The sequence below is a fragment of the Aliivibrio sp. A6 genome, from assembly GCF_028765505.1.
Lineage (GTDB): Bacteria > Pseudomonadota > Gammaproteobacteria > Enterobacterales > Vibrionaceae > Aliivibrio > Aliivibrio finisterrensis_A.
The window spans coordinates 107,143-124,290 of record NZ_JARACR010000003.1; the positions used below are offsets into that span (position 1 = coordinate 107,143).

Annotated in this window: 12 protein-coding genes, 2 pseudogenes and 1 riboswitch; of the genes and pseudogenes, 7 read left to right on the forward strand and 7 right to left on the reverse strand. The window is 38.0% G+C overall.

From position 1 onward, the window contains the following. Positions 1–159 precede the first annotated feature (159 nt). On the forward strand, positions 160–2,820 hold the full coding sequence (locus PVK70_RS02845) for an ExeM/NucH family extracellular endonuclease (protein WP_130047556.1): 2,661 nt from the start codon (positions 160–162) through the stop codon (positions 2,818–2,820). A gap of 111 nt (positions 2,821–2,931) precedes the next feature. Here PVK70_RS02845 and PVK70_RS02850 read toward each other — a convergent pair whose 3' ends face one another. The 3 genes from PVK70_RS02850 to PVK70_RS02860 all read right to left on the reverse strand — a co-directional run bounded on the left by PVK70_RS02850 (position 2,932) and on the right by PVK70_RS02860 (position 5,479). Further along, the gene (locus PVK70_RS02850; protein ID WP_130047557.1) at positions 2,932–4,401 is read right to left on the reverse strand and encodes an MATE family efflux transporter; all 1,470 of its coding nucleotides are present in this window, start codon (positions 4,399–4,401) and stop codon (positions 2,932–2,934) included. 93 nt (positions 4,402–4,494) lie between these two features. Next, positions 4,495–5,241: a hypothetical protein gene (locus tag PVK70_RS02855; protein ID WP_130044618.1), complete on the reverse strand. Its 747-nt coding sequence runs from the start codon at positions 5,239–5,241 to the stop codon at positions 4,495–4,497. 79 nt (positions 5,242–5,320) lie between these two features. Further along, positions 5,321–5,479, reverse strand: coding sequence for a hypothetical protein (locus PVK70_RS02860; protein WP_130044619.1), 159 nt, complete (start codon positions 5,477–5,479; stop codon positions 5,321–5,323). Positions 5,480–5,780: 301 nt separating this feature from the next. After that, positions 5,781–5,886: riboswitch (glycine riboswitch) on the forward strand. Between the two features lie 97 nt (positions 5,887–5,983). On the opposite strand from PVK70_RS02860, the gene PVK70_RS02865 reads away from it, so the two are divergent. Beyond that, positions 5,984–7,366 carry an alanine/glycine:cation symporter family protein gene (locus tag PVK70_RS02865; protein WP_130044620.1) on the forward strand — a complete coding sequence of 461 codons (1,383 nt, stop codon included), beginning with the start codon at positions 5,984–5,986 and terminating at the stop codon, positions 7,364–7,366. Between the two features lie 376 nt (positions 7,367–7,742). Beyond that, positions 7,743–9,428: a mechanosensitive ion channel family protein gene (locus tag PVK70_RS02870; protein WP_130047558.1), complete on the forward strand. Its 1,686-nt coding sequence runs from the start codon at positions 7,743–7,745 to the stop codon at positions 9,426–9,428. Between the two features lie 66 nt (positions 9,429–9,494). Here the strand turns inward: PVK70_RS02870 and PVK70_RS02875 are convergent, their stop codons facing one another. Beyond that, on the reverse strand, positions 9,495–10,124 hold the full coding sequence (locus PVK70_RS02875) for a LysE family translocator (RefSeq protein WP_130047559.1): 630 nt from the start codon (positions 10,122–10,124) through the stop codon (positions 9,495–9,497). A gap of 236 nt (positions 10,125–10,360) precedes the next feature. Between PVK70_RS02875 and PVK70_RS02880 the strand changes: the two genes are divergently transcribed. The 4 genes and pseudogenes from PVK70_RS02880 to PVK70_RS02895 all read left to right on the forward strand — a co-directional run bounded on the left by PVK70_RS02880 (position 10,361) and on the right by PVK70_RS02895 (position 13,254). Next, the gene (locus tag PVK70_RS02880; RefSeq protein ID WP_130047560.1) at positions 10,361–10,492 is read left to right on the forward strand and encodes a hypothetical protein; all 132 of its coding nucleotides are present in this window, start codon (positions 10,361–10,363) and stop codon (positions 10,490–10,492) included. 154 nt (positions 10,493–10,646) lie between these two features. Beyond that, a pseudogene (locus PVK70_RS02885) lies at positions 10,647–12,131 on the forward strand (carboxypeptidase M32). A 154-nt stretch (positions 12,132–12,285) separates the two neighbouring features. Beyond that, positions 12,286–12,549 (forward strand): type II toxin-antitoxin system antitoxin HipB, encoded by a 264-nt coding sequence (gene hipB, locus PVK70_RS02890; RefSeq protein ID WP_130049315.1) that lies wholly within the window; start codon positions 12,286–12,288, stop codon positions 12,547–12,549. Beyond that, positions 12,549–13,254 (forward strand): annotated as a pseudogene (locus PVK70_RS02895) (HipA domain-containing protein). Before hipB ends, PVK70_RS02895 begins: the two are co-directional and overlap by 1 nt. 198 nt (positions 13,255–13,452) lie before the next feature. Here PVK70_RS02895 and PVK70_RS02900 read toward each other — a convergent pair. The 3 genes from PVK70_RS02900 to PVK70_RS02910 are packed head-to-tail and all read right to left on the reverse strand — an operon-like array spanning position 13,453 to position 16,926. After that, positions 13,453–15,567 (reverse strand): hypothetical protein, encoded by a 2,115-nt coding sequence (locus PVK70_RS02900; RefSeq protein ID WP_130049316.1) that lies wholly within the window; start codon positions 15,565–15,567, stop codon positions 13,453–13,455. Next, complete coding sequence (locus tag PVK70_RS02905) at positions 15,557–16,009, reverse strand: hypothetical protein (RefSeq protein WP_130049317.1); 453 nt, start codon at positions 16,007–16,009, stop codon at positions 15,557–15,559. The genes PVK70_RS02900 and PVK70_RS02905 overlap by 11 nt, the downstream gene beginning before the upstream one ends. Then, positions 16,006–16,926: a hypothetical protein gene (locus PVK70_RS02910; protein WP_130049318.1), complete on the reverse strand. Its 921-nt coding sequence runs from the start codon at positions 16,924–16,926 to the stop codon at positions 16,006–16,008. Before PVK70_RS02910 ends, PVK70_RS02905 begins: the two co-directional genes overlap by 4 nt. Positions 16,927–17,148 lie beyond the last annotated feature (222 nt).

Sequence of the window (17,148 nt, forward strand, 5' to 3'; positions counted from 1 at the left end):
AATTGACTTCTGCCAAATTAATAGCGTAACGACACTGCTTAGTCTCACATTATTCATGTAAAAGTAATGTTTATAACATATCAATATGAGAGCTTTAAATTATAGATAAAACAAATAAGAAACATCAATTCATATAACATGACTACGGAAAGCAGTGAAATGAAAAAACCTCAATTAAAAACCTCTATCGCTATGGCTGTTGGCTTAGCCCTCTCTAGTAATGCATACGCAGAAATTATAATTTCTCAATATGTTGAAGGCGGAAGTTACAATAAATCATTAGAAATTAGTAATACTGGTGACAACGCGATATCACTCTCTGGTTACGTTCTTAAATCCAAATACAATGGGGTAAACGAATGGAAAAATGATCTCGATTTATCCTCAATTACCTTAGATGCAAAAAGCGTTTACGTTATTTCAAACAGTAGATCATCTGACTCAATCCTAACCGTAACAAACAGTACTGAAAGCATTGTAAATCACAATGGCGACGAAACTTATATGCTGTTTAAAGATGGCGTAGAGCATGATCGAATTGGTATTGATGGCGATGTAGATTGGGGCAAAGATAAGAGTTTTGTTCGAGCAGATTTAACACCTAGCACAACGTTTGATGCTGCTATGTGGCTTGAAAAACCAAAAGACAATATTGAAGGCCTTGGTGAATATCAAGAAGGCGTAACGCCACCTCCTCCATTTGCTTGTAAAACTGAATCAGGCTCCTCTCCAACCTTTACTGAAATAAACCAAATTCAAGGAACAGGCAGTAAATCGCCTCTAGTGACCAGTGGGTTTATTTCTGAAGAAGAGTACTTCGTTCAAGGTATTGTGACTGCGCGTGGTGAAAGCTTGCTAAAAGGCTTTTATTTACAGGGTTTGAATGATGACTTTGATCCCAACAGCTCAGAAGGTATCTTCGTAAGCACAGGCAGTGCACCATCACAAGAGATCCAACCTGGGGCAATTGTGTGCGTAAAAGCCAAGGTTCAAGAATACTATAACCAAACACAACTAAAGCCTGATACCAATAACTACGTAGTTCAAAGGACTGAATCTCCAGCTAAGGTCAATAAACTTGTTATTAATGAAGACGAAACATTAGCAGACGCATTAGAGCGCCATGAAGGAATGAAGGTACAACTCACTTCTCATTCAGACCTGCGTATTACACGAAACTTTAGCTTTGATTATGGCAGCAAGCGTAACAACATGGTGTTATCTCATGGTGAACCGTTATTCAAACCAACACAGTTATTTGCTGCAGAAAGCTCTGAAGCCATTGCATTAGCAGAAGAAAATTCAAAACGCCAAATTACCATTGAATCAGACAACAAAGCCGCGAACGGAAAAGTACCTTACTTCCCCGATTTTGGTACTGATATCGACCAAGATGGCAGTGCGGATTCCTATCTACGCTTAGGTGCACGTATTGAAGGCCTAGAAGGTGTTGTTGCTTACTCTTACGGTCAATACCGTTTAGTTGCTTCAAACACAATCACTCAAGACAATATCATTACTCAAGCACTTAATGATGACGGTTCAACCCTATTTAACGTTGAGAGAACAGACGAACCAAGTATTGATGATGAAGATTTAACCATCACAAGCTTTAACGTATTAAACTACTTCACCTCAGTAGCGACTGGCGGTGATGCTAATCCAACAGGTCAAAACCGTGGTGCCGTTAATGCGGATGATTTTGCTGTTCAACAAGCAAAAATCTTATCGGCACTCGTTGCTATTGATGCCGATATTATTGGTTTAATGGAAGTAGAAAATAATGGCTTTGGTGAAAACAGTGCGATTAATGATCTAACCACTGCATTAAATGCACAATTTGAAGATGAAGAAGATCACTACAAATACGTTGAGATTAAAAGCAAAGACAAGTACCAAGGCGAATACTTAGGCTCAGATGCCATTATGGTTGCCCTGCTTTACCGTCCAAGTGAAGTGAAACTCAAAGGCAAAGCGCGTGTTATCAAAACACCAGAACAACACATTGCCGAAAACACCATTACTCGAGACAACAATGGCACCATTGAATTTAACCCTGCTTATGACAAATACCAACGTCATAGCCTAGTGCAAGAATTCATGGTTAAAGAAGCCAAAGAGCCATTAACCGTCGTGGTTAATCATCTAAAATCAAAAGGCTCTGAATGTATCGAGCAATGGCAGAATTTTGAAGAAGACAACGACCCAGCCGACCTACAAGGTAACTGTAACCGCTTTAGAGTATCCGCAGCGAAAGCCATTGGTGATGATCTTGAAACCGTTAAAGGCGATATTCTAATCCTAGGTGATATGAACGCCTATGGCATGGAAGATCCCCTACTAACACTAACCGATTACAGCCAAGAGAAATACAACCGAGATATCTTTACTGCAGCTTACACCACACTCGGTACAGATAAAGAAGGTAACCCACTCCCTTATGAAGAAACGGGCAGCCAAATAACCCAAGGTTATGGTTATATCAACCTAAACACACACCTACATGGCACAGAGACCTTCTCTTACACCTACTCTGGTGAATTAGGTAATCTTGACCACGCCTTAGCCAATGAATCACTGGTTGAACGTATTACTGAAATTGAAGATTGGCACATTAATGCAGCAGAAAGTAATTTATTTGAATACAGCCCGAAATACACGGGGGACATGGCGAAATACAATGACATGTATTCAGCATCCGACCATGATCCTATCGTAATTTCACTCGAGTATGAAAAAGCAGCATCATTTAACTTTTTTGCGCTGGCTTCATTGTTTGGGTTTGGTTTCTTACGCAGAAAACTCTCTAAACAAAAATAGTACCAAGACTTAAAATAACAAAGGGTGGCGACTGTATTTTATTTATACAACACCACCCTTTTTATTAGGGTTAACTTTTATAATATTAATGTAACTAATTAGATGACCTATTTATCCCGACAAAGACGGATGATCTAACTTTTCCTTATTCTCAACACCACTTTGCATAATCACTGCATCGTTATTACAAAATGGTGTCATGGTTACCGTAATATCCCCTAAAGTATCCTCAGACGAAACGGCTTTGCAATGCTCTTTAACCATATAAGAAACATGAATTTTTAATACCAAAATACTGATAATACCAAACACAATATTACCTAGAGCTTGTCCATAAAGAACACCAATACCGCCATACCACTGCGCCCCAAAATACACGAATGGCAAGGTACCAATAGTGGCTTTACTTAAATTCAGTGCCGTTGAATACAATGGCTTGCCTAGATTATTAAAAGACGTATTCGCAACAAACATGGCACCATTAAAAATAAAAGTAATAGCAACCACGGTACAGAATGTCGTCATAATAAGAGCAGCATCGTCCACCAAGCTAAACCAAGCAATAATTTGATCTTGAAGTAGGTACAAAATCAAAGAAACGAAGACACAATAAACCGATGAAAATAATAATGAATTTCTTAACGTCTCTTTTACTCTATCGACTCGTTTAGCACCGTAATTTTGTCCAATAATAGGCCCAACTGCACCTGACATAGCAAAAATCACAGCAAACGTCACAGGGATTAATCGGCCAATAACGGCGAAACCAGCCACAAAATCCTCACCAAATGGCGCAAGTGTCGAGGTCACTATCGCATTTCCAATTGGCGTTGCGGTATTGGTAATAATTGCCGGGATCGCAATAGTAAATATGGCTGGCGTATGATGTTTGATGTCTTTCCATTGAGGTAGTGTGACCAATTTATGAGTCACGATTAATGGATAGAGTGAGAAAATTAAAACCGTCAAACGTGAAATAACAGAAGCAATCGCAGCCCCTTCCACATTCATGTTAAAACCAAAGATAAAGATAGGATCAAGTACCGCATTCACAAGACCGCCATAAAGCGTTGCAAGCATAGAACGCTTCGCATCACCAACGGCTCTTAAGCCTGCCCCAGCAGCCATTGCTATCGCGATAATAGGCGTACTTGGTAATAAAATAGAAAGGTACGCTTGTGCTCGCTCTGCCACTACTCCTTTTGCCCCTATCATTGCAAGCAACTCAGGAATAAAGCAGAACATAATGATAGTAACAATACTATTTACAATAAAAGCGATAACTAAAGTACTTGAAGCCAGCTGTTTTGCTCTATCATTTTCTTTTGCTCCTAATGACTTAGAAACAAGAGCTCCCATTGCAATGGATGAGCCAATAGAAACTGAAGTAGAGAAAAAAATAATCGTTCCAGCAAACCCAATTGCCGCCGCTAACTCAACTTGCCCCAGCATACTAATGAAAAACATATCGAGTAAATCAACAACAAACAATGCCATTAATCCGATAGAAGCCGTTCCCGACATCACCAATATATGACGCATTGTAGAACCCTGAACAAATTTCGCCGATTGATCACTCACTCATCTTCTCCAATTACTGAAATAATTCTCAATACAATTTAAGCCTATAAAAAAACCACACCAATGTGTGGTTTCTTTATTCGAGAAAAGTACTTACATTCCTAAATCTTCGCTAATACGATCGATCTCTTTAATGTCCATCTGTAATAATTGAAGTTCATCATTATATTGTGCAATCTGTTTTTTTGCTTCTTCTTGACGCTTACATACGTCCGATTTCACATCCCAACTTTTGCCTTCCAAATACACAGCACAATCTTTAGCAAGTTGCTTCTCATTAGCCCCTGTCACTTCAATTTTTACTTCTAGATCACCCGCTTCTTCTTTTAACTGTAGCTGACGCTGAAATAACTGCTTTGCACGAGAAAGCATCGTAAGCTGCAAATCAACTTGATTGCTCAACGTCGTGATTTGCTTATCTTGCTCTTCTACCTGCATTTCAAGTGATGCTTTTTGAGACGTTAATGCCCCTACACTTTTACTTAGTGACGAGCGCTTATCAGCTTCCGTTGTAAGTAATTGCGTTTTTTCAACATCATGCTCTTTTTGCTGCGCTTCTAACGCTTGTTCCTTCTCTTTTGAGATCAGGATATCAAGCTCTGCACTTTTCTCATTTGCTTGCTTTAATTCAGTTTGATATTGCTTGGCTTTCGCTTCTAGCTGAGTATAAGCCGCAGACCATTTATTATCAGACAGACTCGAACCAATGAGACCACCCGTAATCGCACCAATGATTAAGGTAACCCCAGCAACCCAATGACTAGTTTTTGATTTTTCTTCAATAATGATAACGTCTTCGTCATGATCGTCAGTCGTTCTGGTTTGATTTTCTACACTCACGCATTAACCTCAAGCATTCATATATAAACAATAGATAGTATAGATGCATTCTCTACACATTTTATAAGTAACAAACAGTTTATCGGATCAGTTCTGAAATCATGATGTATGCCACATAAATAGCAACACCAATCACTGACGTATAAACCACCGATTTTTGAATTTTTTCATTTGCTCTGTATTTGAATAACAGTGCCGAAAGAGCAAACAATAAAATAATGACAGCAACTCGTAACATAGTACACCTCGCTTTTCTTATACTTTAGCACATTTTTACACTCTAAATACTTGAGTTATCGTTGTTATTTTGAACAAAGAAACCGTTTTCGATCAATTTTTATCTATTTTGTAAATAAAATGCATGACAAAAAAATGTGACTTGTCTAACATACTCAACTTAGCTACTACGTAGCTTACAATTTGTTGATCCGATGAAGACTGCAGGAGAGCGGCAACGCCATTTTTGGCAACGCCCACCGAAGAAGTAAATCTTTCAGGTGCCTAGTTCATTTTTTATGAATAAGGTGAGGACTGTAGTTGGAGGAATCTCTGGAGAGAGCCGTTAAATCGGCCGCCGAAGGAGCAAGCCCTTATCTGAAAAATGATAACGGTGAAACTCTCAGGCAAAAGGACAGAGGAGAAAGTGATCCGATTAATCTCGGCTCTATACTATGGCCTATTTTTTTAGTTTTAGTACACCACTCTCTCTTCTCCTTTCTATATGTTTTATTAAGGGGAAACCATGAACACTTTTCACAACACGCTTGTTACTATCGATAACTTCATTTGGGGTCCACCTCTATTGATCTTATTAGTGGGTACAGGTATCTACTTTACGTTCCGACTTCGTATTTTCCAACTTCGCCACTTACCGACTGCACTAAAAATGGTCTTCTCAAAAGAAGAGAATCAAAGTACAGGTAAAGGTGATGTCTCTAGTTTCGCTGCATTATGCACCGCCCTATCTGCCACTATTGGTACGGGTAATATTGTTGGTGTTGCCACCGCAATAAAAATGGGGGGACCTGGTGCTCTATTTTGGATGTGGCTTGCAGCCGTATTTGGAATGGCTACAAAGTACGCAGAGTGTTTATTAGCGGTAAAATTCAGAAAAACAGACAGCAATGGCCAGATGATCGGCGGCCCTATGTACTACATCGAGTACGGTATGGGTAATAAGTGGCTCGCTAAATTGTTTGCCCTATTTGCTTTAGGCGTTGCCTGTTTTGGTATTGGTACTTTCCCACAAATTAACGCGATTGTTGATTCAGCTCACCTCACAATGAACGCGCCTGCATGGTTAACCGGCGGCATCCTTACTGTCCTTGTTGCCGTTGTAACGCTTGGTGGTATTCAATCTATTGCGAAAGTAGCAGAGAAAGTCGTTCCAACCATGGCGGTTATTTATGTTGTGTCGTGTGCATCGGTATTATTATTCCAAGCTGAAGCACTGCCTGCAGCCTTTCAATTAGTCATTTCATCCGCCTTTACAGGTACAGCAGCAACGGGTGGCTTTATTGGTGCGTCTATCATGCTTGCTATTCAATCGGGTGTAGCGCGTGGCGTATTCTCAAACGAATCAGGTCTTGGTAGTGCTCCTATCGCTGCCGCTGCCGCAAAAACGGATTCTTGTGTAAAACAAGGTCTTGTTTCAATGACAGGTACCTTCTTTGATACCGTGATCATTTGTACTATGACAGGGTTAACCTTAGTCGTTACTGGTGTTTGGCAAGGGGATTCTGCTGGTGCACTAATGACAACTCAAGCATTTGCTATTGGTCTAGGCTCTGAACAACTAGGCCCTTACCTTGTATCGATTGGATTAATGTTTTTTGCCTTTACCACCATTTTAGGTTGGAACTATTATGGGGAGCGTTGTGTAACCTATTTATTTGGTACTAAAGGTGTTCTTCCATATAAAATCATCTTCATTGCTTTAGTGGCTTCCGGCGCTTATATGCACCTAGATACCATTTGGGTGATTGCAGATATTGTTAATGGTTTGATGGCGATCCCAAATTTGATCGGTTTAATTGCCTTACGCCACATAATTATAGAAGAAACGCAACTTTTCTTTAATAAACAAGGCAGTAATAAAGAATCAAACGTTTTTAACAACGTATAAAATCGGTTAAAAGCAACGATAATTAGCAAAGCAGAAACAAACTGCAACATTTGTTTCACGAGCAAGCAGGATAAATACTACATAAATTGCTATACTCACCTTGTATTTAAATCGAGGTGATATATGGAAATATTAACTCTTATATTTGGCTCAGTCTTATTAGTGATGATAATTGGTTTTTTTCTTTCCTTTTGTAAAGCACTTATCACTGAGTTCAAAGGGCTTGATTAATAATCTGTTCAGTATGCTCTAGCAAAAGCAGCTTTCACGGCTGCTTTTTCATTTTTGTGACATTCTCTAATAAAGTTCTTCTGCCACTTTCCTATATATTTCATTACAATAGATTTAATACCACTTCAACAGCAGTAGAGGCACTATGCGCTATCTTATTGGACTCTTTTTACTTTTCAGTACTATTACTTTTGCGAATGAAGCTCAAGACCTAGCTGATTTAGATAAAATAAACAATGAAGTCGCTCGACTAAAACAAGAAGCAGCCTCATTTAAAGGAAGTGATCTTGCTGTTATCCGTGTTCAGCAACTTGGTAAAAATAACCAACTAAGAGCCGTTTTAGCTGATTTAATTAAGCGTCATGATGAAACAACCACTCCTCTACTGGTTACTGAAGTAAAAAATCAAGTGGCTTATGCCAATCGTTCTATCGCTTATCTTGATAAAAGCATAAAAGAAAAACAAGAGAAGTTAGATAAAGCGTCAATTGAACAAAAACTTGCACTGCAAAATACCTTAAAAGAATCTAAAGATTATTATTATTTAACTTTAAACGATCAACTAGAAAACTATCAATGGCTTGATCGACTTGGCAGCCCTGAAGAGAAAAACTTGGTTGAGTTTACGCTGTTCATCGATCAAAAAATCAAATTCCTTTCAGCCTCTTTAAGTTTTGATAACAGTCGAGAACAATTGCTTTCAGACCAACTCCAACACTCTTCTGATTCAGAAAAATCGTCCCTTACCTTAGATCATCTCTTTTTTGAACGTAAGGTTACAAACTCAACATACGGCCTAACCAAGCTAATTTCAATTGCCGATCAGCTAAATATCAATACCACCGATTACAAACGTCAGGTATTTTCTACCACCGGGAATTTAACCGAAGACATACTCAATTTTCCTGTTATTGCTGCAATCTTAAGTAATTGGATTTCATCAGGCAGTAATTGGCTCCTGAAACACGCTCCAGATCAGCTATTAAAATTTTTAGTCTTTGTATTGATATTATTTGCGACTCGCATGGTAGCTCAACTCACTCGTCGTGTTGTTCTAAAAGCCGTTGTACAACCGCATTTACGAATGAGTAAATTGATGCAAGATTTCTTTGTATCTATGTCAAGTAAACTCATCTATTTCATTGGTATCTTGATCGCTTTCTCTAAAATTGGGTTAGATCTTGCACCTGTTCTCACCGGTTTTGGTGTTGCCGGTATTATTATTGGTTTTGCATTGCAAGACACCCTATCCAACTTTGCGTCAGGCATGATGTTGCTTATCTACCGTCCATTCGATGTGGGGGATTTTGTTGAGGCTGGCGGTGTATCTGGCAAGGTAAGCTCCATGAGCCTTGTTAACACCACGATCAAAACTTTCGATAACCAAATCATTATCTTACCCAACAGTAAGATTTGGGGCGATGTAATTAAGAACGTCACACATGAACGATTGCGCCGTGTCGATATGGTATTTGGCATTGGTTATGACGACAGCATCGAACACGCAGAGAAAATTCTTGCTGAAATAGTAGATGCCCACCCTGCCGCATTAAAAAAACCAGAGCCGAACATTCGTGTTCATACACTTGGGGCTTCATCCGTCGATTTTATTGTACGCCCATGGGTGAAAACCGATGATTATTGGGATGTGTATTGGGATATTACCCGCGAGGTAAAACTTCGTTTTGATAAAGAAGGAATTTCGATCCCTTTTGCACAGCAAGATATACACGTACACTTTGCCAAGAAAGATAAAAAACCAAACGAAGAAAATACAATAGCTGAAGAGATTGGTAGCGTGATAGATCCTGCTCGTTCAAAAGAGAGTTAGCAAAAAAAGAATGCTATTCATGACATCAACAGCATCCATGTATAGCATTCTTATTTAATACGAGTTTTATTTTGAAACCAATAAGTTCGCACCTAATAAAACTAATACGGCTCCAGTCACTCTTTCTATGCGTTTCGTTACCTTCTCGCTAGACATTAACTCTTTCGCCTTTTCAACCAGTAGCGCAATTCCACCCTGCCAAAGCATAGCAATAATAAAGTGAATACTCGCCATCAGTAACGATTGAGCAAACGCACTGTATTCAGGGTTAATAAATTGTGGCAATAAAGCCAAATAAAAAACCGCTGTTTTTGGGTTTAATATATTGGATAAAAATCCTTCTTTAAATGAAAGCAATAAAGGCTGACCCTCTCGGCTTATCACATTATTAACGTTCTGCGATTGATACGGGTTAAATGTACTTCTTATTGATTGTATTCCTAAATAAATCAAGTAAATAGCACCTATGGTTTTTACCGCAGTAAACAATTCAGCAGAACTTACAAGGAGTACGGATAAACCAACCGCAGACATAGTGGCATGCACAAACAAACCGCAACAGATACCAAAACTGCACGTTATTCCATCTTTCCAACCACCACGAGTAGTATTACGAATAACCAGTGCAGTATCTAACCCGGGAGTCATTGTTAGTAACAATATAGCAATAAAGAATGCCCAAAAATCCGTTATCATGCCTATATCCATATTTGATTGAGATTATTGTTAATATAACGATTAAACACGAATTTACTATCATTAATTGTTGCATTTATAAATTTGAGTAATAACTCTATATATCCCCCTGCATTCAATAAACTTAATAGGGATATATACATTAGGCCATATAGAGATCTATTTGACCTTAATTCGAAAGTTATTTAGTACGAAGCCCGATAAAGTACACGCATTAATTCAGGGGGAGATGAGAAATGAATCACGTAAAATTTGAATATCGAGTAATGGGGTTTGGTAACTGGATTTCAGCAACCGTTTCTCGCGATATTGCCGAGAAATTGGCTGAAGAATACATATCTTACGGTTGGCTAGTAAAAATCAGTTAACCTATTGTCGCTGTTTGTGATAATTGATACCTCGCTAAATGCGGGGTATTTTTTTATCTGTTTAATGTCATTGATTACTATAAATATTTTACCTTGCGATAAACATAGAGTTACAATCATTAAAAGTCAGAATAATTAAAATGAAGGAATATCTATGAGCCATTACCAAAAACTCGTTCAACACCATTTAAAAATCTCTCGTTTTGAGCATCTTTCCGCTATTTGTGGTTGGGATCAAGCTGCCGTAATGCCATCTGGCGGTAATGAAGCAAGATCTGAAGCCATGGCTGAACTGTCTGTTCATTTGCATCAACTTGGTAATGCCCCGCAGCTAGCAGAATGGTTTGATAAAGCAGAATCAGAATCTTTATCTACTAATGAACAAGCAAGCCTTCGTGAAATGTAATCACAATGGCAACAAACCACGGCCCTGCCTGAAACCTTAGTAGAAGCGCAATCTCTTGCTGGCTCTAAGTGTGAGCATGCATGGCGCTCACAACGTAGCGAAAATGACTGGGAAGGTTTCAGCAAAAACTTTGCAGAAGTGGTTGCCCTATCTCAAGAAGAAGCACAAATTCGCGCAGAGATCACAGGCCTAACCCCTTACGATGCCATGCTTGATCTATACGAACCAGGAACCACCACTGAAAAACTGGATGTAGTATTTAACGACGTAAAATCATGGCTACCAACGCTCATTCAAAACATTCAAGAGAAACAAGCAACAGAATCAATCTATTTACCTGATGGCAATTACCCAACAGAGCAACAACGCCAGCTGAGTTTGGATGTGATGAAGTTTTTGAACTTCGATTTTAATCACGGTCGTCTTGATGTAAGTATGCACCCTTTCTGTGGCGGCGTACCGACAGATGTTCGTATCACTACGCGTTATGATGAAAACGATTTTGTGCAATCATTAATGGGAACCGTGCACGAAACAGGTCACGCACGTTACGAGCAAGGATTACCAAAAGAATTTGCAGGTCTGCCAGTAGGACAAGCTCGTTCAATGGGTATTCATGAATCTCAAAGCCTGTTTTTTGAGATGCAATTAGGTCGCAGTGCTGAGTTTATCTCTCAGCTCTCGCCATTAGTGCAAAAGAACTTTATAAACGCAGATCAGAAGATCTTTGAGACAGATAACCTGCAAAAGATCTACACACGCGTAAACCCTGATTTTATCCGTGTAGATGCCGATGAAGCGACGTACCCTGCCCACGTTATTTTACGTTATGAAATCGAGCGTGATTTAATGAACGGTAAAATTAGTTACAAAGATATCCCTGAATTATGGGATGCAAAAATGCAGCAGTACCTAGGTTTAACCACTAAAGGCAATTACAAAAACGGTTGTATGCAAGACATTCACTGGACAGACGGCAGCTTTGGTTACTTCCCAAGTTACACATTAGGCGCAATGTACGCAGCACAGTTTATGGCAGCAATGAAACAAACCGTAGATGTAGAGAAAGCCACACTAAGCGGTGATTTAAGCCCTATTTTCACTTGGTTATCAGATAATATCTGGAGCAAGGCATCACTATTCTCAACCGATGATTTAGTCAAGCAAGCAACGGGTGATGTGCTAAATGCGAGTTTCTTTAAAGCGCATCTAGAGAAGCGTTATTTGGGGTAAGAGCTAGACGTTAATTCGTCACTTTACTTTGAGTAATTAAGAAAATGGATGTGGTTTTGGCTGCATCCATTTTTTATAATTCGTTTTTGACCATCACTTTATCCCCGATAAGGGATAACATCTACTTTATCCTCGATCGGGGATATCACATAATATGATGGGGTGTATGATGATTTATAATCCAAAGCAATTAGCTAACCACTTAAAGCTTATTAGAACCAAACACAATTTGACTCAAACAGAGCTTGCTAAAAAAGTTGGTATAAAACAATCCACCCTATCTAGCTTTGAGAATCATCCTGAAACCACTCAGTTACAGACACTCTTTAAGATCCTTCATGCATTAGAAGTTCATTGCATTATTCAAGAGCAAGTCCCAGCAAGTCACGAAGACAATCTAGACGATGAGGCGTGGTAATGGCTGTATTAATTGCATACATGAATGATGAGCGCGTTGGAGAATTTACTAAACTCAGTAACGGTGCACACCAATTTCAATACGATAAATCATAGATTGAAAGCACGGTAGGAAGACCTCTTTCATTATCCCTTCCCCTACAATATCCAAAGATAACCAGTGATTGCGTTATTAATTACTTCGACAACCTATTACCTGATTTATCAGAAGTAGGAGATCGCATCGTTGCCAGATACCAAGCTAAATCTCGTCAAACGTTCGATTTACTTCATGCGATTTCAGGTATTTCAATGGTTAATTGGTGCAACAGATGGACACGCAAAAAACTTCTCCATTTTTATTAATGCACAAGGCAGTTATCACCTTACGCCCTTTTATGACATTTTATCCGCCTACCCAATCTTATGTGGTAAAGGGATGAATATTCGCTCATTAAAACCGGCAATGGGACTAACAGCATCGAAAGGAAAGAAATACCCTATTGATAAAATATACACACGTCATTTTATTGATACAGCTAAAGCAGTTGGATTTGATACTGCGAGAATGGAAGAGATAATGAAGGAATTTGCGATAAATATGCCTAAGGCCATTAAGAAATTAGAAACAGAATTACCAAGCGATTTTCCAAAGGATATCTCTGGCAGCATCTTCAGTAATACCTTGAGAATGGTAAATAAAATCTACTTCAATAAAGATATATAACTTTGAATGATTAAAAAATGGATGCATATATTGGCTACATCCATTTTTCTAGTTAGGTGACTTTTTTGGACAAATTCGAGTCAAAGATTTCGTTAATTTAGTATCTACAAATAACTTAATATCCTCGGCTCTTTCCATGGGTTTGAATTATAGAAAAAGCACTATATCAATTCCTTTCTTACTTTATCTAATAAAGAATTAGTCACCCGCTACTCTGGTTTCCAGCCTTCTGATTACTTTTCTAGGGAGACGAATCAGATTAAAGCTATTTTCGTTTAATCCTGCTACTGAAGAATTGAAGGTATCTTCATTTTCATCAAATGATGCTGCAACAATACTTTGTAAACCACGACTATTTGCTAAAGTATCGAGCATTTGATTCACACTCTTTGTACTCATTGAGTGCTGAGCTGGCTCATCGAACAGTATTAACCCTAGGTGATTTCCCCCTTGAGATGCAGATACTTTATATAATGCAATTAAATAAGACCAAATAAGCCTTACAAAATCACTAGCTGATGAATCTGACTTAATATCTGTTATACTTGAACTTTGTTTTTGCTGAAGCTCTGTGGGTGTATCCACCTGCTCTCTGAGTTCTATATCACTAAGGTAAGGAAGAAGCGTTCCAGCCTTCACCTCTATCTCATCAACTTCAGCACTACGGTAACCAAATTTCGAAGCTAATAACTTAAACTCTGCAGAAAAAGTGCTTATCTTCTCCCAATCATGCCCTGTAAAACTATGTTTAGACAAGCGTGCAATATCACCATTTAATGTCTTATACCGTCTAGCTAAAATAACTAATGTTGTGATATATTCTTCCACTTTTTCTTCAAGATTTTTCAGACTTACTTGACGGTTTTCTATAACAATTTTCTTTCTAATATCTGCTTCTTTGATGCTGTTTGTTGATTTAATATCTCGTTTCAATGAAATAAGTTCTTTCCTAAACTCAATAATCTCACGATTTATTATCAAAAGTTGACCTTTATCGCGCTCAATTGTTTTTTGAAGGCCATCAATTAGCGATTTGGTCATCTTCTTCTGATTATCTAAGTGAATGATATTTTCTTCAAGTGACATAGGCATTGCAACACTATTTGGAGAAATTAAAATATCATCAATAGGATTTAGACAGGTATGACACTTACCCTTAGCCAAATCCAGATCTGCTTCGTCAACACCAAACTTGATTAGCTTCCTAGTGAGTTTATTGCCCTTCAAATCTTTTTCAATACTCTCTAAGCTTTCTACATATTGACCAAGTTGAGACTCATTAATCTTTATTTGGCTCCCACACATACTCTGCATGAGTAAGAGTTCATCAATCCTATTTTGAACTGATTCAATTTTAATTACTAAGTCTGGTGAATCACCTGAAAGCTGTGCCTTTTCATTTTGAACTACTTCATACATTTCTTTATTGAGTTCAGATTTAATCTGTTCAAAAGATCTCACCTCTAAACCTATTCGTTCACCTATTGTTACTAATTTCGGGTCAAAATCAACTGATGGTGTTTTACTTACTCCCGATACAGATAAATATTCATTCTCTACCGATACTTTAATTTCTGTGGCTGATTCAGACCACTCACTGATCACTTTCGCCCTTTGAGATTGTAGTTCATTGAGTTTTTTGGTATTCCTGAAGCTATCAAGATCGAGTAAAAAACTAGCAACTTTCTCTCTCATACCACTCACACCATAATATGGAATATTGGCAATATAATCAGTCCAACCTCTTTTCTGCTCAATAAGCAAAGCAGAAAAAACAGACTGTAAATACAACTTTGTTTCTTTGCCTTTATTATCCGACAAACTAGGAAGTTCTATACCCAAAAACCTCTCTAAATATGCGAAGAAACCTCGATTCTCATCTTGAGCTGAGCCAGGGTCATGTAAAAAAGTATACTGACTTCGCAAGCTCGATAATGATTGATTGGTCAAGTATGCACCTTCAATAATTTGAATTAGCTTGCTGTCGATAGTTTCCGATTTTATAGCACGCTTCAGAGTTATCGTCTGTCCATATTTATTCTCTAATTCTAAATAAACCGTAGAACTCACAACTCGTTTCTCTACACCATCTAAATCAAATCTATCTTTTAATGCATATGGTAATGCAGCACTTCCCTTAGAACCTATAATTTCTTCCATACCAAGAGCGTAAATTAAAGAGTTTACGAAAGTACTTTTTCCTGAGGAGTTATCACCTCGAATAATATTTAATCCGGAGCTAAATGGAATTATATATCCATAATCCTTGTTGTCTGTTGCGGATAACTTTACAAATAATTGATTAAACTTCATCTACCCACCTTTTCGCTGCTTTAGTTACCATTGCTTCAGTAATTTTTTTTGCAATTATTTTCAATTCATTAGCTTCTGAATCAAAGAGTTCAATTAGCTTAGTTCCTGATATAAAGTTTTCAGACTTTGTAGTTAACTGATATGCTCCATTACTTGTTCTCGCAAGCAAACCTTCAGACGTCGCATAACTCAAAGCCATATTTAACGAGGGGTCGATTCCCCATACACCTAATACCAACTCTTTCTTTTCAGCAGAAAGCTGCAATGCCTTCATTCGCTGAGGTTCAAGCATCGCCCAATTAAACAAATGTAATTTTAATAAGCTAGCTTTACCTCCACTACAACAAAGTTTCAAAATAAGGAGCAACTTGCCAATTTTAAACATTGGCCTCAATTCAGGGATAACCGAAGCTTTTTTACGGTTAAATATTAGTTTACTCACGACTCAATCCTCATGGGACATTCCGCTATCCATCTAGCTATCATATGTTTAGTTATCGATACTAAATCTTCATGCTCGATTGTTGAGATATATGGCTCCTTTTCGAATCGATCAATTAGTTTTCCTTCAACTAACGAGATCAATTTTTGAGGGTTCCCCTCCCATGTCATCGACACTTCCTCTACCTCATCCTCAAAATTGTTTAAAAGCTTAGCTATACGTTCATATAGTTCTGGAGATTGATTAAAAATACGCCTTAAAATGTCATACCCTTCAAGATATTGCTTTTTCGTATTTTCGTTAAAACGCTCATGAACATTGGGCTTATAAATATCTTTTACAATGCTACGAATTTGGTTTTTTTCATTAATATTGTCATCATATTCAGTTGTTAATTCTGGCTCTGAAATCACTTGACCATTAGCACTCGTGAAACATAATTGCGTACCATTTACAATCTGCTGCTGTCTGATGTCTTGAATGAAGTAATCCAAATCTTTAACTAGTATTTGGAAATCATCAGCAATAAATGCTAATCCTTGAGCCTTAACTTCTGCTTCTTTCTTTCTCGCATGCGCATGAATATCATGCTTCCCAATACGAGGTGTAATAAATAACCACTTAGATATTTTGCAGTCTCCGATATGCTTTATTAGGTCGTCTTCGTTTTTAGCAAGCTTACCTATATCAGTCGTTATCTTATCCCGTTGTTTTTCATGCAAAATGCCAGCATTATACTCTTCATCAGGGCAGTAACATTGAATCATTATTCCTTCGTCAAGAACGAAACCTTCAATTCCTAAATCACCGGGAGAAGCAACCATGTCTTGATAAGTGTCATATCTTTTTTTAAAAACCGACTGGATTAACCTTTCCCATCTGTCACCATCTAACAGGCCAATATCAGTATGAATCATATCTTGAGCACCTATCACGTATAAATAATCCGCATCATACGCGCTCTGTGAGTATCAGTTAATCCTTATATAATAGAGGGTTACAGTTTATAACCATATATGTGACTAGAGTCACTGTACATATCGCATTAGTAACTTGTTTAGTATTTAAAAACTAAAAACAAGGGATAAAATAGCACTGTTTATAAAAACAGTACAATGATATAAAAATAATATCCAATC